An 18,668-nucleotide genomic window follows, 5' to 3' on the forward strand; every position below is an offset into this window, starting at 1 on the left:
CCCATGACTCAACCTGTCCTCTCCGTCCGTGACCTGCGCGTCGAGTTCGTCACGCGGCGCGGCATCCTCAAGGCTATCGACGGCATCTCGTTTGATATCGGCAAGGGCGAGGTACTCGGCGTTGTGGGTGAATCCGGCGCCGGCAAGTCAGTGACGGGCTCCGCCGTCGTCGGGCTCATCGACCCGCCGGGCCGCATCGCCGGAGGCGAGATCTGGCTGTCAGGCATGCGCATCGACAACCTGCCGCCGGAGGAGATGCGCCGGGTGCGCGGCAAGCGCATCGGCATGATCTTTCAGGATCCGCTCACCAGCCTCAACCCGCTCTACCGGGTCAGCGAGCAGCTGATCGAGACCATCCGCACGCACACCAATCTGTCCGCCTCCGGGGCACGCAAGCGGGCCATCGATCTGCTGGCGGAAGTGGGCATTCCGGCGCCGGAGAGGCGCATCGACAGCTATCCGCACGAGTTCTCCGGCGGCATGCGCCAGCGCGTAGTGATCGCCTTGGCCTTGTGCGCGGAGCCGGAACTCATCATTGCCGACGAGCCGACGACTGCGCTCGACGTGTCCGTCCAGGCGCAGATCATTTCGCTGCTCAAGCGCCTCGGGCGCGAGCACGGCACGGCGATCATGCTGGTCACGCACGACATGGGCGTGATCGCCGAGACCGCCGACCGCGTGGCCGTGATGTATGCCGGCCGCATCGCCGAGATCGGCCCCGTGCGGGATGTGGTGCAGAACCCGCTGCATCCCTATGCCAAAGGCCTGATGGGTGCGATCCCGTCGCTTGAAAGCGATGCGAATCGCCTCGTGCAGATTCCGGGCTCCATGCCGCGCCTCTCGGCCATTCCACCCGGCTGCCCCTTCAATCCGCGCTGTCCTTACGTCTTCGACCGCTGCCGGGTCGAGCGTCCGGAGCCGATCCAGCACAGTGAGCACCGTGTGGCCTGCCATCTCTACGATCAATCCCCCGTCCGGTCGGAGGCCGTCGCGTGACCGAGCGTTCCTATGTCGAAGTCAAAGACCTCCGCCGCGTGTTCGACGTGTCCAAGCCCTGGCTCAACCGGGTGCTGGAGGGCGGCGAGAAGCAGTATCTGAAGGCAGTCGACGGCGTTTCCTTTTCGATTGCCAAAGGCGAGACTTTTGCGCTCGTCGGCGAGTCCGGCTCGGGCAAGTCGACGGTCGCGCGCATGGTCGTCGGTCTGCTGCCGCCCAGCGGCGGCGAGGTGGTGATCGACGGCGTCTCCATGTCCAGCAAGGCAGCCCTGGCCGAGCGCCAGCGCCTGCGGCGGCGCATCCAGATGATCTTCCAGGATCCCTATGCCAGCCTCAATCCACGCTGGCAGGTGGACCGCATCGTGGCCGAGCCGATCCGGGCCTTCCGGCTGATCGAGAGCGAGAAGGAGATTGTCGCGCGGGTCGGCGAGCTTCTTTCGCTGGTCGGCCTTCACCCGGCGGACGGCGGTAAGTATCCGCATGAGTTCTCCGGCGGCCAGCGGCAGCGCATCGCGATTGCCCGCGCACTCGCCTCGAATGCGGAGTTCATCGTCTGCGACGAACCGACCTCTGCGCTCGACGTGTCCGTTCAGGCCCAGATCCTGAACCTCATGCGCGATCTGCAGGATCGCCTCGGCCTGACGTACCTGTTCATCAGCCACAACCTCGCCGTTGTCCGTCACATGGCGAGCCGCATCGGTGTGATGTATCTCGGGCGCATCGTCGAGATCTCGAACGGGCGCGAGCTCTTCGCACAGCCCAAGCACCCCTACACGCGCATGCTGCTCGATGCCGTGCCGGATGTGGGCATGACCGGACGTCAGCGCATTCCTGTGAGCGGCGAGATCCCGAACCCGATCAATCCGCCCTCCGGCTGCACCTTCAACCCGCGCTGTCCCTTCGCCAACGAGCGCTGCAGGGCCGAGATCCCGCCGCTCCTCGGGGGAGTGGCCTGCCACGCCATCCATGAAGGGCGTCTGTCGGTGGATGCCGCTGCATAACGACGAAGGCGGCTTCGGACCGCCATCGGCAGAATTAGTTGACGCAGTCAACAATATACCCGAAGCTGTTCGGCAGGGAGGGGCTCATGTCTCATCTGCCAGAACGGCCCACGGACGACCAGATCGGGAAAGTCCGGAGCTTCAATCGCTTCTATACGCGCCAGATCGGATTGCTGAACGAGGGGCTGCTCGAAAGTGATTATTCCCTCACCGAGGTTCGCATTCTCTATGAACTGGCTCATCGCGACCCAGTGACCGCGGCGGAACTCGGACAGGAGCTTGGTCTCGATCGGGGCTATCTCAGCCGCATGCTGAAGAGATTCGACAATCGGGGCCTCATTCAGCGCTCCCGATCCGGGGAGGACAGGCGCCAGGTCTTCCTCACCCTCACCGATGCCGGTCGCGCCGCTTTCGAGCCCCTCAATCGGGCTTCAGCCCAAGAGGTGGCAGCCATGCTGTCCGCACTCTCCACCAGGGAGCGGGAGGGGCTGGTGCAGGCCATGGCAATCGTCGAGCGCCTGATCTGCAACGCGCCGGAACCTGAGATCCCTTACATCCTCCGTCCGCACCGGCCTGGAGACATCGGCTGGATCACGCATCGGCAGGGGCTCCTCTATGCTCAGGAATATGGCTGGGACGAAACCTTCGAGGCGCTCGTCGCCGAAATCGCAGCCGCCTTCGTCAAGAACTTCGATCCGGAATGGGAGCGCTGCTGGGTTGCGGAACGAGGCGGCGACATCGTCGGCAGCGTCTTCCTCGTGCGCCATTCGGACGAGGTTGCGAAGCTCAGGCTGCTTTATGTGGAGCCCTCGTCCAGGGGGCTCGGCATCGGGCGGCGGCTCGTCGGCGAATGCATCGCGTTCGCCAGGGCCAAGGGCTACAAGACCCTGACCCTCTGGACCAACGACGTGCTCGTGGCAGCGCGCACGATCTATCAGACCGCCGGCTTTCGGCTGGTGAGGGAAGAGGCTCACCGTTCCTTCGGCAAGGATCTTATCGGGCAGACCTGGGATTTCGACCTGTGAGGCGCACCGAAACGCTTGCCCTGATGGCAGCCGCAGCGACGGGCGTGCAGGTCGGCGCCGCTCTGGTGGCAAGCCGTTTCGTGATCCATGACATCGGCCCGGCGTCGCTGGCATTCCTGCGTTATGCCATCGCCGTCTTCTGCCTGATTCCGTTCGTTCTCATGTCTGCCCGGACGCGGTTCGTGCCCCGTGATCTTCTTGCGGTGATGGGGCTCGGCATCGTTCAGTTCGGCATTCTCATCGCGCTTCTGAACCTCGGCCTCCAGTTCATCTCCTCCACGCGCGCGGCACTTCTCTTTTCCACCTTTCCGCTGATGACCATGGTCATCGCAGCCCTGCTCGGGCGCGAACGCCTGAGCGCCATGAAAACCGTCGGCGTGACCCTGACGGTCATCGGTGTCGGCATCGCCCTGGGCGAGAGGCTGCTGACGGACAATGCGACGGGCGAATGGATCGGAGCGCTCCTGGTTCTCGCAGCGGCTCTGTGCGGAGCCGTGTGCTCCGTGCTCTATCGGCCTTATCTTTCCCGCTATCCGACGCTCCCCGTCGGCGCCTGGGCGATGCTGGCTTCCGTCGTGTTCCTATCGGGTCCGGCAGGCATGGAAGGGCTCTTCACCCAATGGCCCGATCTCAAGCCTCAGGGCTGGATGGCGGTGCTCTTCATAGGCTTCTCGAGCGGCATCGGCTACGTTCTTTGGCTCTGGGCACTCAAGCATACCACGCCGACGCGGGTGACCGTCTTCCTCTCGCTGAGCCCCATCACGGCATCGCTGCTCGGCGCGCTCATCCTCAACGAAACCTTCACCCTTGGCATCCTCGTCGGGCTCATCGGCGTCGTGAGCGGGCTGTGGCTTGCGACAAGAACCAGCCCGATGGAAACGCGGTGAGATGGGGCTCGGGCATTCGTCGCCTCGAAACCTGGCACCGTATATGACGGCTCTGATGTTGGTTTCTGTAGGGGCGGTCTTTTCAGATGAGCTCCTATAAATCTCGAACAAGAAAAGGTGGCGATCGCGGTACTTTAGAATTTTTATAGATTACGATCTTACAACGATTGCGGCTGCATGAGATTTCACCGCAATTTTCTTTATAAACAACAATTTTAGGCTTGGCCATAAACAAGCTTTGCCTTTTGTAATGCCTCGATCACAACTCTGTGGGTTGATAATACGTTCGGAAACCATCGGCAATGAGCGCGTTGAACCTGTGTTCCTATGGCGAGAAGCCATGCCCGAACCAAGCACAGGAGACTTCTATGAAGAGGATCGCACTCATTGCTGGCGCTGGTCTGATGGCCCTCGGGGGCATCGGCTCCGCGGCTGCGCAACCGGCTTCCGGAACGCCGAACTCACCGTTCCCGTATGCGGCTCCGCATGAGATCCGTTGGATCAACGGCGTGCCGTGCCGCACCGTTCTGATGCCTAACACAAACACGCGCGTGCCCGTCGCCTGTGCGGGTCCCGTCGCCGGTGTTGCCGGCCCCGTAGCTCCCATCCCTGGCGACGTGGTTTCGACCGGCAGCATCGCTCCCGCTCCCGTAGGGCCGATGATGGGCGCTCCTGTGTCCGGCACCCCGGGCTCCCCGTTCCCCTATGCGGCTCCGCATGAGATCCGTTGGATCAATGGTGTGCCGTGCCGCACGATCTTTGCTGAAGGTGCCCGGATTCCGGTTGAATGCGCGCAGTAAGTGCATTGTCGCTGAACAAAAGGCGTGGGTCTCGTACCCACGCCTTTTGCTTTGGCGAATATGGACCGCGCCGAACCGCTTGCGGGACCATCATCGATCCATTCGAGTTCGTGCATCACTCCGCCGCCTGCCTGAGGGGCAGGAAACCGATGGCCTGACGCTGCGGGCCCTCCTGCTTCAGGGTGCGGACCATATCCTCGTATTCCCGCTCCATTTCGGGTGTGACCGACGGGCGTGTTTCGCGCAGGGCCTGCTCGAAATGCGCCATGGTCACCTGCTGCGCCTCAAGGGACTCGCGCAGGGCCAGCAGGCCGGCACGACGGGTCAGGTCCTCGAGGTCCGCTCCGGTATAGCGGTCCGTCCGCTCGGCAATGCTGTCCAGATCGACGTCGGGAGCAAGCGGCATGCCCTTGGTGTGGATGCCGAGGATATGCCGTCGGCCCTGTGCGTCCGGAACGGAAACGTAGACCAACTCGTCGAAGCGGCCCGGCCGCAACAGGGCGGGGTCGATGAGGTTCGGCCTGTTCGTTGCCGCCATCACGACGACGCCCTGCAGTTCCTCAAGGCCGTCCATCTCGGCGAGGATCGTGTTGACCACTCGCTCCGTGACCGCGGGCTCGCCGAGACCGCCGCCGCGGACAGGGGCAAGGGAGTCGATCTCATCGATGAAGATGACGGTCGGCGCGACCTGGCGGGCGCGAGCGAAGAGACGGGAGACCTGCTGCTCGGATTCGCCATACCACTTGGACAGAAGGTCTGAGGATTTCGTCGCCACGAAATTGGCCTGGGCCTCCCGGGCGACCGCCTTGGCCAGCAGGGTCTTGCCGGTGCCGGGAGGGCCGAAGAGCAGAAACCCCTTGGCCGGGCGGATACCGATGCGGCGGAAGGATTCGGGGCTCTTCAGGGGAAGCTCCACGCCCTCGCGCAAGCGGGTCCGCGCCTCCTCCACGCCGCCGATATCGTCCCAGGTGACGTTGGGCACCTGGATCATGATCTCGCGCAGGGCCGAAGGCTGGACGCGCTTCATGGCATTGACGAAGTCCTGGCGATTGACCTGCAGGCTCTCGAGCACGTTGGTCGGAATGCCATCCCTCAGATTGACCCCCGGCAGGATGCGCCGCAGGGAGTCCATCGCCGCCTCACGGGATAGGGCTGCGAGATCGGCGCCAACAAAGCCGTAAGTGATGCGCGCGACCTGATCGAGATCGACATCCTCAGCCAAGGGCATGCCGCGTGTGTGGATGCCGAGGATCTCGCGGCGACCGAGCTCGTCCGGAACGCCGATGACGATCTCGCGATCGAACCGTCCTGGGCGGCGCAAAGCCTCGTCGATCGCCTCACGCCGGTTCGTGGCACCGATCACCACGATGTTCTGGCGTGGCTCCAATCCATCCATGAGGGTGAGGAGCTGCGCCACGATGCGCCGCTCGACCTCGCCCGTCACCTCCTCGCGCTTGGGCGCGATGCTGTCGATCTCGTCGATGAAGATGATGGCAGGCGCATTCTGCTGCGCCTCCTGGAACACCTGACGCAGGCGCTGCTCGGACTCGCCGTAGTGGCTGCCCATGATCTCTGGACCGGCGATGTGGTAGAACTGCGCTTCCGTTTCGTTGGCTACGGCTCGTGCCAATCGGGTCTTGCCGGTGCCTGGAGGGCCATAGAGCAGCACGCCTTTAGGCGGATCGATGCCGAGGCGCTGGAACAGTTCGGGATGGCGAAGCGGCAGCTCCACCATTTCGCGCAGCTGATCCACCGTGTTGCCCAGGCCGCCGATATCATCATAGGTGACATCGGCGCGGCGGGCTTCCCTCGGCTCCTCGAATTGCGGGCGAAGCTCGATTTCGGTTTCCGCCGTTACATGAACAATGCCGCGCGGTTGGGTCGTGACCACGACGAGACGAATCTCCTGCAGACCGTAGGCCGGAATGTTGAGCAATCCGCGCAGCTCCTCCGGCAGGCGCTGATCCGCCGAACGCTGCGAATAAACGGAGGTCGAGATCACGTCGCCGGCCGTGAGCGGACGCTGATGGAAGGTGCGCTTCAGGGCATCGCCCGAGCCCTGCAGGCGCAGCCCCTTCTGGGCCGGGGCCAGCACGACGCGGGTGGCTGGTCGGACGTCCGCTCGCTTCACCTCGACGTGGTCGCCGCTGCCGACGCCGGCATTGACACGCTGAAGGCCATCGAGGCGAACGATGTTGAGGCCTTCGTCCTCGGCGTAGGGTGTGACGGCGATGGCAGTGGTGTGGCGCTTGCCGATGATCTCGATGGCCTGGCCCTCCTGCACGCCGATCTCGGCCAGGGTCTGCCGGCTCATGCGTGCTATGCCCCGGCCCGAATCGTCAGGCCTGGCATTCGCGACTTGGAGCCGTACATTCTGCCCATCCTCTGCCATGGCATCGTTCCCGTCGTTCCAGTGGTGGCTCATGCGGTGGCATGTGCAGGGAAGGGCCGAGGGCTCAGGTCTTCCGGGTGCCACGCGTCGGAGGTTTCGCAAAAGCGTCAGGCAACGAAACCGCAGGGCAAACGCAAGATGCCTGGAATTGTTGCAGACCCGCGGGGCAGGGCTGCGCCCTACGACGAAGCGTCTTTGGACGACGTCCAAAGCTTTTGGAGCGAGAGCTCGATCTCGTCATCGGCCGGTGGCCGGCTGAGCGGAGGCCTGCTCATCGTCAGAAAGGGGGCAATCGTCGGAAGGCGTAGAGCCCCTTCGGTCGTTTCCTGTGCTTCGCTGCCGCTCGAAGGCGGGTCGATCAATTCCCAGCTGTCGTAAAGATCCATGGCCGAGTGGCCGGGCAGGTCGGGGCCTAGATAGGGAATGATCTCGATCCAGGGGCGTCCGCTTGGACGCGGCGTGACCTTCGTGACCCGTCCGAAGAAATTCGTCAGGGGACAGCGGACGAAGTCGCCGGGAGCAGGAAGACGCGTTCTTTCCCGCTCCAGCTCCGCTTCGGCCTGCTCCAGTTCCGCCCGCAGACGCGCGATCCGGGCTTCGAGTTCCGTCGCGCGTTGCGTGCAGGAGTGTTCATGCTCCTGGCTCAGGGTGGAAACCAGAGCCAAGCTCCTGTCGGAGCCAATATCCGTCACAGGGAATGCCCCCATCGCGGGCCCTCCATACTCCTATGAATTTTGGAGCATCTGGCTCAGAGAACAAGACGCGCAGAAGGCTGAGCGGGAACTCAAGCTCGGCGCATGGGAGTTATAGGATAGGGAAGCGGGTGCATCGGGGGCTTTATGGTTCTTCAACGCCGCAGAGTAAGGCGGATCCTCGGCATCGCGGCTCTGATGCTGACGTTTGCGCCTGTTGCCTGGGCTCAGGTTCCAACCCCGCCGCTGCCGCCTCCACGGCCGGACCGCCCAGTGACTCCAGAGCCCGAGGGACGAGCCGAGAAGCCGCCATCGCAAGAGACCCCTGTCGAGCAGAAGGCTGCCGAGGGCGACAGCGCCAGGACGGCCTGTCTCGACCGCCTCACGCAGCTGGGGCTGCGGTTCGAGTCACGCCCTCCTGTGCAGGACAACAGCTGCAGGATCGAGAATCCGGTCCTGGTGTCGGCTCTGCCGGGCAGTGTCGAGGTTGCTCCTCCCTCCCTCATGGCTTGCCCGGTGGCCGAGAGCCTTGCCCGCTGGATGGGCGAGGTCGTTTCTCCCGAAGCCGAGCGTCAGTTCAAGTCGGCTCCAAAGAAGCTTTTGATCGGGACCTCCTATCAGTGCCGGGACCAGCGCAATGGCGCCAAACTGAGCGAGCACGCGTTCGGCAATGGCGTCGATGTCATGGGCTTCGAATTCGCCAAGCGCCCTCCGCTGGCGGTCGCCGCGCAGCCTGAGAACTCGCCGGAGGCGACCTTTCAGTCCGCCATTCGGAAGGCGGCCTGTCCCATCTTCAACACCGTCCTCGGACCAGGCTCCGACGCGGACCATGGCGATCACCTCCATCTCGACCTGCGCCAGCGCAAGGGAGATTACCGGATCTGCCAATAGATTTCGGGAACAGGGATGAGGCCAGCGGTTTGTTTGTTCACGACAATGCCGTGGAGTACCTCATGAAACCTTTTGCCTATGCCGCCCTCGGCTTCTTCAGCCTTCTAGGGCCTGTTCTCGCTGCGCCTCAAGAGCTTGATCTGGAAACCGTGAACAAGGCCGAGTGGACCGACAAAAGCGGCAAGGGGAAGGAGATCGACCCGGCCCTCATCAAGGTGCAGGTCTTGCTTGACCGAGCACGCTTCTCGCCCGGCGTCATCGATGGGCATAACGGCGAGAACCTTCGGAATGCCATCAAGGCCTTTGAGAAGGCCCGCCAGCTCAAAGCCGACGGCGCTCTGGATAAGGAGGTCTGGACGAAGCTCAACGAGACCTCACCCGAACCGGTCCTGACCGAATACACGATCCGGGAGGAGGATGTGAAAGGTCCCTTCGTCGAGATCCCCGACAAGCTGGAAGATCAGGCGAAGCTCGACCGTCTTGGTTATTCCGACCCTGAAGAGTTGCTGGCCGAGAAGTTCCACATGGACGTGGATTTGCTCAAGGCTCTGAACCCTGGCAAGCCTTTCGACAAGGCCGGTACGGCTATCGTCGTCGCTCATGTGGACGCGAAGGCCGAAGGCGGCAAGCAACCGGACAAGGTCGCCAAGATCGAAATTGTCAAGAGCGAGCACGTCCTGCGCGCCCTGGCCAAGGATGGTGCCTTGATAGCGGTTTACCCGGCCTCCATCGGCAGCGAGGAGAAGCCCGCACCCAGCGGTTCCCACACCGTCCGGGCCGTCGCCAAGAACCCGAACTACACCTACAATCCGGATTATGCCTTCAAGGGCGTGAAGGCGAAGGAGAAGTTCGAGGTCAAGCCGGGCCCGAACAACCCGGTCGGGAGCACCTGGATCGACCTGTCCATCGAGTCCTTCGGAATCCACGGCACGCCCGATCCGGAAAAGGTGGGCAAGGCCTATTCACAGGGCTGCGTGCGGCTGACGAACTGGGATGTGGAGGAACTTTCCAAGATGATCGAGAAAGGGACGCCGGTGGAGTTTATCGACTAGGACCGGGGCTCTGGTGGCTGAGCTCAATCGTCGTTGGCGGAGTTGAGCTGTTCCGGTCTCAGGCCTTCGTCCACCTCCGCATCGTGGGCTTGGACGAGCCATTCCAATTGCTCCTGGACGAAGTCGGGATCGCTGTGAAAGCGCATGGCGCAGGCGACCAGGAAAATAGCGATTTCGGGCAGATCGCTGTCGCCCATATCCGGAAGGATCAGCTCGAGATCCGTCATGTTGCCGGAGGTCAGGATGGCGGCCTCATTGGGAGGAATGATGGTTCCGCTGTTGTCAGAATCTTGAGTCATGAAGCTTTTCCCGAGCCTTTCGTTTTGTTGCTGTGCGTCTTGGCGCTGGCTTCGTGGGTCATGTGTGTTGTTCTAAGGCATGCCCTTGCGAGGTAAAGGCTGTACCGGGGCAGGGAGGCGAATTGCATACGCAGAAGCCCTGCGGCAGATGTGCTGCCGCAGGGCTTGAGAGGGGAGTAAGGATCAAAGAGCTACGGATAGGTGCAGACGTACCGCATCCCGTTCGCCGCAAGGAAGGTTCCACTCGCAGGGTCATATGAGCGGTACTTGCGGGCGCAATAGGCCGCGACCTGCGGGTCGGTCACCCCGGGAGGTTGAGGAGCGGCTGCCTGGGCCTGGCTGGAGATCGCGCCCGCGATCAGGGCACCTGCCGCGAGGCCAGCAACGCCGGCAGCAACGGCAGCGCCATTGTTGCGGCGATAGTAATAACGGTCATGGTAATATGGGCGATAGCCACGCCGGTAGTACTGCGCATAGCTTTCGTTCGGATAAGCCTCCTCCACCTGGGGGAGGGCGCGCGTCTGGACGGGGGTTGCGCTGGCCGGGATGGCGGAAGCCAACATGGCCACGCCTGCCAGGGCCGTCATGAACTTTTGCATAGTCATCTCCTCTTCCGATTTGCCGACGGCAATTGGTATTGATCTGACAGCACTATAACCTCTGCGGCCAAGCTTGCAAATATCAACAAGGGTGATCTCAAGGTGGATTCATCAGACATACGAGGATGTTCGTCTTTGACGTTAGAGTGCAATTGATCATCTAGAAGAACTTATGATTATCTAACATAGATAATAGATAAATATTATGATTTATGCTCATAATTAACTTATAAGCTTTGGAATTTTTAGTAAAATTACGTTTATTAAATGCACAAGAAAGGATTTTGCATCAACGTCAGTGGCAAAATCTTTTCTCTCGCAGCCTTCTGGATTTTTCGAGCAAAATCAGAGAAGATGCAGTCGTTCTATTATAATCTGTCGCAGAACGGGAACCCATGCGTGCTCTCATTGGCACAATCTATTTCATGGTCGCGATAAGCCTGAGTGGCCTGTCCTATGCAATGGAGCCCTTGCCGTCACCCAAGGGACCTGTCGTGCTGTCAGTTTCCGGTAAGATCGAGCAAACCAATGGCGCCGGTGTGGCGCTGTTCGACATGGATATGCTGGAGGCGCTCGGCAAAGCATCGTTTGCGACGAAGTGGGAGTTGTCAGAGTCACCCCAGCTTTTTGAAGGGGTTCCTCTTAGGGCGCTCCTGGAAAGGGTAGGGGCGCAGGGCAAAAGCCTGAGAGCGTCTGCCTTGAACGACTACGTCGCAGTCATTCCCACGGAAGATCTCAAGTTCGAGCCGATCCTCGCGACAAAAGTGGATGGACGTGTGCTAACTATGCGCGACAAGGGACCTCTGTGGATCGCTTATCCAAGAGACGCTTACAAGGTTCTACAGGACGCCCGGTACGATTACCGCTGGGTCTGGCAGCTCAACAAGCTTCACGTCGAGTAGACATGCGGTTCAGCTTTCACAATTATAAGACCGCTGTGGTCGCACTTCTTGCGACTGCAAGCCTCGTCGTGTGCCTCGGTTTTACTGTCGCTCGACTATTCGAGATGGAGCACGAATTTCGGAATGATGGGTCCTTCACCACAATTTGGTATGTGACCCAAGCTCAATTCGAAGCAGCCGTTCTCGCGGAGAACCTAGCCCGTGTCGCTACGAACGAGAGCTTCACCACGCCGGAGCAACAGCCGGGCTTTCGAACCAACATCCTGATCAGCCGCTTGTCGGTTCTGCTAGAGGGGCGCCAAGGCAAGCTGATGGACAGTCTCGGCGTCGCGGGCGACCTCAAACATGCTTACCTTCAGCTCACGATGGCGGAACCGCTCCTCAGGAACGGGATCGATGCTCAGGCTGCGGTGTTGCTTCGCGATCAGATGAAGCAACTCGCATACAAGCTCAGGGACGCTGCCAATCAGATTGTCCTGCTCAGCCACGATCAGGCAGCGCTGAAGCGCACCAGCTATTTGCAAGTCGTCTTCGAAGGTTTCGCCTTTCTGATGGGCATTGTCCTGAGTGCAGCTTTCCTTCTGGTGCGTCTCTTCAAAGGGGTTCAGGAGGCGAGTCAGGCCAAGCAATTGCTCAAGCAGGAGCAGGAGTTGTCCGATTTGGTGATCAGCAATATCAGCAACCAGGGCATCGTTATGTTCGACAGCCAACTCCGATGTCTGCTGTGGAATCCAGGCATGGAGGATCTGCTGAACGTCAAGCCGGATCAGGCCATCGGTCAGCGGATGGAAAACCTGGATCAGTTGTTCGATAAGCCTGAGATCATCGACGCCCTTACCCGGGCGACCGAAGGAGCCAGCTCGATCCTGGAGCATGAAGCGCTGACTTCGGAAGGCCATGAGCGCTGTCTGGAGATCAACTGCTTCCCCGTCTACATGGCCGAACGGAAGCTCGGTATCGCCTTCGTTCGTGACGTGACGGAGCAATGGCTCGCGCGCAAGCAGGCGGAGCGGCAGAACTTCGATCTGGAGATCAAGGTCCTTCAAAGGACTGCGGCTCTGCGTCAGGCCGAACGGCGTCTGATTGCCGCCATCAATTCCGCCTCGGAAGGCTTTGCGGCTTTTGACTGGACCGGGAAACTCCTTTTCGCCAATGAGCAGATCTGGGCAGCCGCTCCCATATCCTTGTGGTGCACCGAGGACATGAGCCTCCCCGTGTTCCTGCGGTGCTTCTCCATGTGCGAGGGGGGTGACGAGCGGCTCCTCAACGCCCAGTCGCCCTTCGAGGAGCTTGAATATGATCTGCTGGTAAGGAAAGACACTTGGCACCGGCTCTCCCTCACGAAGGCCGACGGAGCTACGATCTTCGTTCGCTTGACGGATATCAGCGGCTACAAGCAGGCCGCGAAGGCGCTCGAGTCGGCTCTCGAACGCGAGCGCGAGACAACGAATGCCTATAGGAGCTTCGTCTCGATGGTGTCCCACCAATTCCGGACACCGCTTGCCATTCTGGACTCGAGCGCCCAGCGCATCCTGCGGCGTGGTTCCGCTCTTACCCAAGACGAACTCGTCACCCGAATTCAGAAGATCCGCAACGCGGGAACCAGACTCACCCGCCTCGTCGACAGCGTTCTGAATGCGGCCAAGCTCGATGCCGGCACCATCGAATTGAACCCGGCCTCCCATAACCTTGTCGACCTGGTGATGGACATCTGCGAGCGTCAGCGGGAGGTCAGCGCCCAGGCCGACATTCACTTTGATGTGCCGGAGCTTCCTGCGCGCGTGTATTGCGACAGCATGCTCATCGAGCAGGTCGTCGTGAACCTGCTTTCGAATGCCATCAAATATTCCGGCACCTCTCCAGTCATCGAGATCAAGATCTGGATGGAAGGCTCCCGCGCCTATTGCTCGGTGCGTGACTGGGGCATCGGGATTCCTGCGGACGAACTGCCGAAGATCTTCGACCGCTTCTACCGTGCGCGCACGGCTTCCGGCATTGCCGGTACAGGCATTGGCCTGAACTTCGCCCAGCGGATCATGCACCTGCATGGGGGCGATATTCAGGTCGAGAGCTACGAGGCGGCAGGCTCCCTGTTTACCTTCGACCTACCTATAGCCAATGCGGATCAGGCGCAGCAGGCTGCATGAGTGACCAAATCCCATGACAACACAAAAAACAATTCTCTGCGTTGAAGACGAAGAAGACCTGCGGGTCGACATTGCCGAGGAGCTGGAGGCCGCCAGCTATCGCGTGTTTCAGGCAGCCAACGGCAGCGAGGCGTTGGCTCTTCTCGAAAAGCACCGCCCGGACCTCGTGCTTTGCGACATCACCATGCCTGGCCTTGGCGGCTACGACGTTCTCAAGGCTCTCCGCGAGCAGGAGGGCATGGCGGATGTACCCTTCATCTTCCTCACGGCTCTGGCCGAGCGCAACGATGTGCTCACCGGAAAACAGGCCGGAGCGGACGACTATCTCGTCAAGCCCATCGATTACGAAATCCTGCTCGCGACCGTTGCCGCACGTCTCGATCAGGTGGTCCGTGTACAGACGAGCGCCGTGCACCGCGCCGAGGAGTCCTGGCAGGAGATTCTGAAGGCATCCAAGGGGCGCACGGTCGAGGCCCTCTACAAGGCGACCTTTGCGTTCGACCGCTTCCTGGTCGGCGTCGTGGTCGTCGACGAAGCAGGGACCGTTCGGGTGATGAACAAGGAGGCGCAGCGCATTCTCTCCGAGGAGGATGGTCTTGGCGTCTCGCAGGGTGTCCTCAAGGGTTCCGTTGCCAAGCAGAACAGCAAGCTCTATGCCTCCATCGAGAAGGCCTTTGAGGAAGAAGCCCTCGACGAGATCATCTCCTTCCCGCGCGTGTCGGGTGGAAGACCCTACCTCGTCCTGATCCCCGGCCAGCGCTTCTCGATCGACGACCGGCCGGAGGCCGTCGTTCTGCTCGTCATCGATACGGAGCAGCGCGCCAAGGTTTCCGGGGACACCCTGGTCCGGCTTTACAACCTGACACCGTCCGAGACGCGGGTTGCCCTCATGCTCATCGACGGCAAGCGGCTGGATCAGATCGCCGAGGAACTCGAAGTGGCTCAGACCACCGTCGTCTTCCACCTCAAGAACCTGTTCCGCAAGACCGACACCAACCGGCAGGCGGATCTGGTGCGCGTGCTTCTCTCGGTGCCGTTGCGAACCGCTGGTGACTGAGCCTGTCGCAGGACCCTTGTTAAGATGTTGCTCACCATTCCGGCAAGTTCGGCCCAGGCCCAAGCTTTGCCACATTCTGTTCAGCTTTCAGAGAGGATTTGAACAGTATATCTCAGGACATGAAGAAGGGGCACGTAGCCTCCTTTCGTCGGGGTGATGATCATGAAGATCTTCCGTCTTGTTTCCGGTACAGCCGCGGCTCTGGCGCTGGTGGCTGGCCTGGCTGTCGCCGAGCCGGCTGCAGCGCGCGATCGCCTGTCACCCGGTGCCGCCGTGGCTCTCGGGGCCTTGGGCGGTCTTGCCGTCGGTGCCGCCGTCGGCGCGGCTGTCGCTCAGCCTCAGCCTCCGGTTGTCTACCGTGCTCCACCTCCGCCGCCGCCGGTATACGTGGAGGAGCGTCGGGAGCCGGTTTATTACGAGCGCCCGGTCCGCGAGCGGGTTTATGTGGAGCAATGCTCGACCGAGCGCTACCGGGAGTGGGTTCCCGGCTGGGGCTGGGAGCACCGCACCCGCAGGGTGTGCCACTGATGCATGCGATCAGGCCCGCCTTCCGGCGGGCCTTTTCTTTTGGCCAGTTGAGAACCGGGATTCTGCTGCCGCGTTGATCGCATGAGACATCATGCGAGCTTCGGCCATGACCAGCACACCGAAAGACCAGCCTGCTTCCGATCAGACGAAGCTGAACCCCGGCGATCAGGCCGAGCCGGGTACTCCCGGTGCTGGCGAGAACGTGTGCCCGGAATGCAAGGGCAGCGGGCGCATCGGTGCTAAGCCATGTCAGACCTGCGGCGGCACGGGCACGATCATCGAAGGCATCGGCGGAGCTTAAGGACTCAGGCCTTGTCCGGCTTCGCCATCCAACGGATGAGCGGCATCAGCGGAACGATCCAGATCAGGCCGAGAACGATATAGGCCAGGGTCTGGACGAGTTTGGGCGCCTGGGTGATGCGGCCCTCGGCGATGACCATGGCGAAAAGCGCATAGAAGATGATGTAGGCCAGCATCACCACTGTCCCGATCAGCTTGCGTATGCGCATGCCCATGGCCGAAATCCTCACGCTGACGATCTCTCATCATCCGGTGCGTCACCGGCATGAATTGCCTCGACGAGGCACAGCCTCTATCTGACGTCCGTACCCTGGGTTCAAGCCCTAATCGATGATGAGAGTGAGCATGGCTGTCGCAGCCTCCACCGAGGGCATGCCTCTGGCGCGCGTGTCCCAAGCCCGATCCCTGACGGCCGTCCGCATCTGGATATATGTCCTCGCTGCCTTGGTCGTGCTGATGGTCGCCGTCGGCGGCGCCACCCGCCTGACCGGTTCAGGCCTTTCGATTACGGAATGGAGGCCGGTCACAGGGGCCATCCCGCCGCTGACCGAACAGGCTTGGCTGGTCGAATTCGAGAAATACAGGCAGATCTCGCAATACGAACTCGTCAACAAGGGCATGACCCTGTCCGAGTTCAAGTTCATCTATGCCTGGGAATGGGGCCACAGGCAGCTGGGCCGCCTGATAGGACTGGTCTTTTTCCTGCCCCTGGCCTGGTTCTGGGCGAGGGGTGTAATCAAGGGCAGGCTTGCTCTGACACTCCTCGGCATCGGTGCCTTGGGAGGCCTGCAGGGCGCCATTGGCTGGATCATGGTGGCCTCGGGCCTGGAGCCGGGCATGACCGCCGTCGCCCCCATCAAGCTCGCGCTGCATCTCACGATCGCCAGCATCATCCTGGCCTGTCTCGTCTGGGTGGCGGCTGGGCTCAAAGACCGCTCCGCTGCCGCGCCGGAGGCGCGTACCGGCATGGCGCCACGCATTCTAGTCGGCTTGATCCTGTTCCAGATCGCGCTCGGCGGCCTCGTCGCGGGATCGAAGGCTGGTCTGACCTACAACACCTGGCCATTGATGGATGGCAATCTCGTTCCGCCCGCCTCGGCCCTGTTCATGGTGAAGCCCTGGGTCGAGAACTTCGTCGACAACGTGGTCCTGGTTCAGTTCAACCACCGCCTCGTGGCCTATGTCATCGTTGCTTTTGCCCTGTGGCATGCCTGGACCATGCGCCGTCAAGCGCGAAGCTCGAGGGCTGCCAGCCGGGCGACGGCCATGGCCGGCTTGACGCTGGCCCAGATGGTGCTTGGGATTGTGACCCTGCTGCTCGTCGTGCCCCTCTGGGCCGGCTTGGCGCATCAGGTCTTCGCCATGGCGGTTCTTGCCATGGCGGTGGTCCATGCCCGTGTGAGTGCCGCCTGACATAAGAAAAGGGCGGCCCATAAGGCCGCCCCGTAACCTGAACCGCTCTTATCGATTAGCGGATGACCTGGACGATGCGGCGGGTGCCGGGCTCGACCAGAACCGGGGTGTCATTGACGACCGTGTAGCGGTAGTTGCTCACGCCGTACTGGGCCGGAACCTCATAGTACTGCACGCCGGAAGCCGGGAGGGTCGCACCGACACGAACCTCTTCCTGATAGCGGTAGGACGGAACGCCCTGGGTCACCACATACTGGCGGAACTGCGGCTGCTGCTGGTCGGCAAGGCCGCCCACGATCGCGCCCGTCACGCCGCCGACTGCCGCGCCGATGGGGCCGCCGACAATGGCGCCGCCGACGGCACCGGTGGTCGCACCGGCCGCTGCGCCGCCCTGAGCGAAGGCGCTCACCGGGGCGAGAACCGCAAGAACAGCGCCTGCAAACAAGATCTTCTTCGACATTTGTCAGCTCCTTACTTGTGAAGTCTGGAGCTTAACGGCCAAGCAGGGGGGTGGTTCCGTCCCCCGGAAGCAGTTTCAGCACACGAATTGTGAATAAGACAGTACGGATTTTACAGGTCATCGTGCAGCTCCGGGCCGAAAGCTTGAGGTTGGTCGCATCGCGGCAGGGAAGTCATGCCAGCGCCTGCGCTCGTCTATGAAGCTGGCGAACCGTCGAGCGAGCTTGGCCTCTGGCAAATCAAGACGAGGGATGCCAAGGCGGAGATGTATCCATCTGTTATTGACGACCGTCGCAGCCCTGAGGAAAGCCTGTAAGCCGGCTCTCCTGTGCCTTAAACCCTGCATTCTGGGGTGTTTCACCGAGAGAATGACAAAAAACACGGTGGGAAGAGGGCAGGAATTAGGAAATCAGTACTTGCTCTGATACAGGTGAACAATATTAAGATGTCTTCAACCCTCAAGCGCAGTGCTGCAGGAATAGGCTGATAAGGAGTCAGGCATGAATGTGCTGGTCTTTGCTTCGCGGAAAGGCGGCTCGGGAAAGAGCACGCTCGCTGCTCATCTCGCAAGTTATATCGCCAACCCTTCACGCCCTACGTTGCTGATCGACAACGATCCGCAGGGGTCCTTGTCCTTGTGGCACAGGATCCGCAATCAGGACTATCTTGGCCTCAAGCACAACGTCCGCAACATTGCGGATGCGATCAGGGACGCCAAGCGCGAGGGCTACGAGTGGGTTCTCGTCGATACGCCCCCGAACAAGTCCTCCATCGTTGCCGAGGCGATCAAGCAGGCCACCCTCGTGATCATTCCGACGCGGGCGAGCCTGTTCGACATCGCTGCCTTGCAGGATACGGTCGCGATCGCCCGTGAGCATCGCAAGCCCTACGCTGCCGTGATCAACGCCGCTCCGGCCAGGCACGGGGACAACGAGGCCCATGTGGTGGCCGACGCACGTGGAGCCCTGAATGCGCTCCAGGTTCCCGTCTGGGCCGGCCAGATCACCCACCGGCCGGAACTGACGCTGTCTCTCTCTACCGGCGAAGGCGCCCGGGAGTACGATGCCAATTCGCAGGGCGCCGACGAGATCGGCCGTCTCTGGACGGCGCTCGAGCGCTCGCTCAACGCGATCCATAACACCTACAGAAAATCGGGCTCTTCGCGCGCCGCGTGAGGCATCGGCTTTCGGAACCATGAAAAAGGGCGGCCTCAGGCCGCCCTTCTTGT

The 18,668-nt window shown here is 61.6% G+C and carries 20 protein-coding genes; 14 read left to right on the forward strand and 6 right to left on the reverse strand.

All coding sequences use genetic code 11. The annotated features are described in order from the left end of the window. Positions 1-3: 3 nt before the first annotated feature. The 5 genes from ILT44_RS07075 (at position 4) to ILT44_RS07095 (ending at position 4,709) form a co-directional block, all read left to right on the forward strand. On the forward strand, positions 4-996 hold the full coding sequence (locus ILT44_RS07075; protein WP_204238872.1) for an ABC transporter ATP-binding protein: 993 nt from the start codon (positions 4-6) through the stop codon (positions 994-996). After that, positions 993-1,997 (forward strand): ABC transporter ATP-binding protein, encoded by a 1,005-nt coding sequence (locus tag ILT44_RS07080; RefSeq protein WP_204238873.1) that lies wholly within the window; start codon positions 993-995, stop codon positions 1,995-1,997. The genes ILT44_RS07075 and ILT44_RS07080 overlap by 4 nt, the downstream gene beginning before the upstream one ends. Positions 1,998-2,083: 86 nt before the next feature. Next, positions 2,084-3,022: a bifunctional helix-turn-helix transcriptional regulator/GNAT family N-acetyltransferase gene (locus tag ILT44_RS07085; RefSeq protein ID WP_204238874.1), complete on the forward strand. Its 939-nt coding sequence runs from the start codon at positions 2,084-2,086 to the stop codon at positions 3,020-3,022. Continuing rightward, the gene (locus ILT44_RS07090; RefSeq protein ID WP_204238875.1) at positions 3,019-3,909 is read left to right on the forward strand and encodes a DMT family transporter; all 891 of its coding nucleotides are present in this window, start codon (positions 3,019-3,021) and stop codon (positions 3,907-3,909) included. The genes ILT44_RS07085 and ILT44_RS07090 overlap by 4 nt, the downstream gene beginning before the upstream one ends. Positions 3,910-4,277: 368 nt before the next feature. Then, positions 4,278-4,709 (forward strand): hypothetical protein, encoded by a 432-nt coding sequence (locus ILT44_RS07095; RefSeq protein WP_204238876.1) that lies wholly within the window; start codon positions 4,278-4,280, stop codon positions 4,707-4,709. 115 nt (positions 4,710-4,824) lie between these two features. Here the strand turns inward: ILT44_RS07095 and ILT44_RS07100 are convergent, their stop codons facing one another. After that, on the reverse strand, positions 4,825-7,101 hold the full coding sequence (locus ILT44_RS07100; RefSeq protein ID WP_204238927.1) for a CDC48 family AAA ATPase: 2,277 nt from the start codon (positions 7,099-7,101) through the stop codon (positions 4,825-4,827). 179 nt (positions 7,102-7,280) lie between these two features. Then, positions 7,281-7,808, reverse strand: coding sequence for a hypothetical protein (locus ILT44_RS07105; RefSeq protein WP_204238877.1), 528 nt, complete (start codon positions 7,806-7,808; stop codon positions 7,281-7,283). Between the two features lie 132 nt (positions 7,809-7,940). Between ILT44_RS07105 and ILT44_RS07110 the strand changes: the two genes are divergently transcribed. Beyond that, positions 7,941-8,684: an extensin-like domain-containing protein gene (locus ILT44_RS07110; RefSeq protein ID WP_204238878.1), complete on the forward strand. Its 744-nt coding sequence runs from the start codon at positions 7,941-7,943 to the stop codon at positions 8,682-8,684. A 62-nt stretch (positions 8,685-8,746) separates the two neighbouring features. Next, positions 8,747-9,736, forward strand: a complete 990-nt coding sequence (locus ILT44_RS07115) for a L,D-transpeptidase family protein (protein WP_204238879.1) — start codon at positions 8,747-8,749, stop codon at positions 9,734-9,736. A 23-nt stretch (positions 9,737-9,759) separates the two neighbouring features. On the opposite strand, the gene ILT44_RS07120 is transcribed toward ILT44_RS07115, so the two are convergent. Both ILT44_RS07120 and ILT44_RS07125 read right to left on the reverse strand, forming a co-directional pair. Next, the gene (locus ILT44_RS07120) at positions 9,760-10,035 is read right to left on the reverse strand and encodes a hypothetical protein (RefSeq protein ID WP_204238880.1); all 276 of its coding nucleotides are present in this window, start codon (positions 10,033-10,035) and stop codon (positions 9,760-9,762) included. A 191-nt stretch (positions 10,036-10,226) separates the two neighbouring features. Beyond that, positions 10,227-10,634 (reverse strand): BA14K family protein, encoded by a 408-nt coding sequence (locus tag ILT44_RS07125; protein ID WP_204238881.1) that lies wholly within the window; start codon positions 10,632-10,634, stop codon positions 10,227-10,229. Positions 10,635-11,029: 395 nt separating this feature from the next. Here ILT44_RS07125 and ILT44_RS07130 point away from each other — a divergent pair, with 395 nt between their 5' ends. The 5 genes from ILT44_RS07130 to ILT44_RS07150 all read left to right on the forward strand — a co-directional run bounded on the left by ILT44_RS07130 (position 11,030) and on the right by ILT44_RS07150 (position 15,569). Further along, positions 11,030-11,536 (forward strand): putative pterin-binding protein, encoded by a 507-nt coding sequence (locus ILT44_RS07130; protein WP_204238882.1) that lies wholly within the window; start codon positions 11,030-11,032, stop codon positions 11,534-11,536. A 152-nt stretch (positions 11,537-11,688) separates the two neighbouring features. Further along, positions 11,689-13,683 (forward strand): sensor histidine kinase, encoded by a 1,995-nt coding sequence (locus ILT44_RS07135; RefSeq protein ID WP_204238883.1) that lies wholly within the window; start codon positions 11,689-11,691, stop codon positions 13,681-13,683. A 13-nt stretch (positions 13,684-13,696) separates the two neighbouring features. Then, entirely contained in the window at positions 13,697-14,740 is a 1,044-nt protein-coding gene (locus ILT44_RS07140) for a helix-turn-helix transcriptional regulator (protein WP_204238884.1), read from the forward strand. A gap of 162 nt (positions 14,741-14,902) precedes the next feature. Continuing rightward, positions 14,903-15,268 carry a hypothetical protein gene (locus tag ILT44_RS07145; RefSeq protein ID WP_204238885.1) on the forward strand — a complete coding sequence of 122 codons (366 nt, stop codon included), beginning with the start codon at positions 14,903-14,905 and terminating at the stop codon, positions 15,266-15,268. Between the two features lie 106 nt (positions 15,269-15,374). Next, the gene (locus ILT44_RS07150; RefSeq protein ID WP_204238886.1) at positions 15,375-15,569 is read left to right on the forward strand and encodes a hypothetical protein; all 195 of its coding nucleotides are present in this window, start codon (positions 15,375-15,377) and stop codon (positions 15,567-15,569) included. A gap of 4 nt (positions 15,570-15,573) precedes the next feature. On the opposite strand, the gene ILT44_RS07155 is transcribed toward ILT44_RS07150, so the two are convergent. Then, entirely contained in the window at positions 15,574-15,783 is a 210-nt protein-coding gene (locus tag ILT44_RS07155) for a DUF2842 domain-containing protein (RefSeq protein WP_204238887.1), read from the reverse strand. A 157-nt stretch (positions 15,784-15,940) separates the two neighbouring features. Between ILT44_RS07155 and ILT44_RS07160 the strand changes: the two genes are divergently transcribed. Continuing rightward, a complete protein-coding gene (locus tag ILT44_RS07160; RefSeq protein ID WP_239467981.1) occupies positions 15,941-16,981 on the forward strand; it encodes a COX15/CtaA family protein in 1,041 nt (346 codons plus the stop codon). A 55-nt stretch (positions 16,982-17,036) separates the two neighbouring features. Here ILT44_RS07160 and ILT44_RS07165 read toward each other — a convergent pair whose 3' ends face one another. Beyond that, complete coding sequence (locus tag ILT44_RS07165) at positions 17,037-17,441, reverse strand: DUF1236 domain-containing protein (RefSeq protein WP_204238889.1); 405 nt, start codon at positions 17,439-17,441, stop codon at positions 17,037-17,039. A 499-nt stretch (positions 17,442-17,940) separates the two neighbouring features. Here ILT44_RS07165 and ILT44_RS07170 point away from each other — a divergent pair, with 499 nt between their 5' ends. Continuing rightward, positions 17,941-18,615 carry an AAA family ATPase gene (locus tag ILT44_RS07170; RefSeq protein WP_204238890.1) on the forward strand — a complete coding sequence of 225 codons (675 nt, stop codon included), beginning with the start codon at positions 17,941-17,943 and terminating at the stop codon, positions 18,613-18,615. The last annotated feature ends 53 nt before the right edge of the window (positions 18,616-18,668 follow it).

The sequence above is a fragment of the Microvirga arvi genome (assembly GCF_016892765.1).
Classification (GTDB): Bacteria; Pseudomonadota; Alphaproteobacteria; order Rhizobiales; family Beijerinckiaceae; genus Microvirga; species Microvirga arvi.

Bases quoted from the DNA above. Each gene is read 5' to 3' on its own strand.
- ILT44_RS07120 (WP_204238880.1), bottom strand. From the start codon at position 10,035: ATGACTCAAGATTCTGACAACAGCGGAACCATCATTCCTCCCAATGAG.
- ILT44_RS07115 (WP_204238879.1), top strand. From the start codon at position 8,747: ATGAAACCTTTTGCCTATGCCGCCCTCGGCTTCTTCAGCCTTCTAGGG.
- ILT44_RS07095 (WP_204238876.1), top strand. From the start codon at position 4,278: ATGAAGAGGATCGCACTCATTGCTGGCGCTGGTCTGATGGCCCTCGGG.
- ILT44_RS07145 (WP_204238885.1), top strand. From the start codon at position 14,903: ATGAAGATCTTCCGTCTTGTTTCCGGTACAGCCGCGGCTCTGGCGCTG.
- ILT44_RS07140 (WP_204238884.1), top strand. From the start codon at position 13,697: ATGACAACACAAAAAACAATTCTCTGCGTTGAAGACGAAGAAGACCTG.
- ILT44_RS07085 (WP_204238874.1), top strand. From the start codon at position 2,084: ATGTCTCATCTGCCAGAACGGCCCACGGACGACCAGATCGGGAAAGTC.
- ILT44_RS07155 (WP_204238887.1), bottom strand. From the start codon at position 15,783: ATGGGCATGCGCATACGCAAGCTGATCGGGACAGTGGTGATGCTGGCC.
- ILT44_RS07125 (WP_204238881.1), bottom strand. From the start codon at position 10,634: ATGCAAAAGTTCATGACGGCCCTGGCAGGCGTGGCCATGTTGGCTTCC.
- ILT44_RS07130 (WP_204238882.1), top strand. From the start codon at position 11,030: ATGCGTGCTCTCATTGGCACAATCTATTTCATGGTCGCGATAAGCCTG.
- ILT44_RS07160 (WP_239467981.1), top strand. From the start codon at position 15,941: ATGCCTCTGGCGCGCGTGTCCCAAGCCCGATCCCTGACGGCCGTCCGC.
- ILT44_RS07165 (WP_204238889.1), bottom strand. From the start codon at position 17,441: ATGTCGAAGAAGATCTTGTTTGCAGGCGCTGTTCTTGCGGTTCTCGCC.
- ILT44_RS07075 (WP_204238872.1), top strand. From the start codon at position 4: ATGACTCAACCTGTCCTCTCCGTCCGTGACCTGCGCGTCGAGTTCGTC.
- ILT44_RS07110 (WP_204238878.1), top strand. From the start codon at position 7,941: ATGGTTCTTCAACGCCGCAGAGTAAGGCGGATCCTCGGCATCGCGGCT.
- ILT44_RS07105 (WP_204238877.1), bottom strand. From the start codon at position 7,808: ATGGGGGCATTCCCTGTGACGGATATTGGCTCCGACAGGAGCTTGGCT.
- ILT44_RS07170 (WP_204238890.1), top strand. From the start codon at position 17,941: ATGAATGTGCTGGTCTTTGCTTCGCGGAAAGGCGGCTCGGGAAAGAGC.
- ILT44_RS07150 (WP_204238886.1), top strand. From the start codon at position 15,375: ATGACCAGCACACCGAAAGACCAGCCTGCTTCCGATCAGACGAAGCTG.
- ILT44_RS07100 (WP_204238927.1), bottom strand. From the start codon at position 7,101: ATGGCAGAGGATGGGCAGAATGTACGGCTCCAAGTCGCGAATGCCAGG.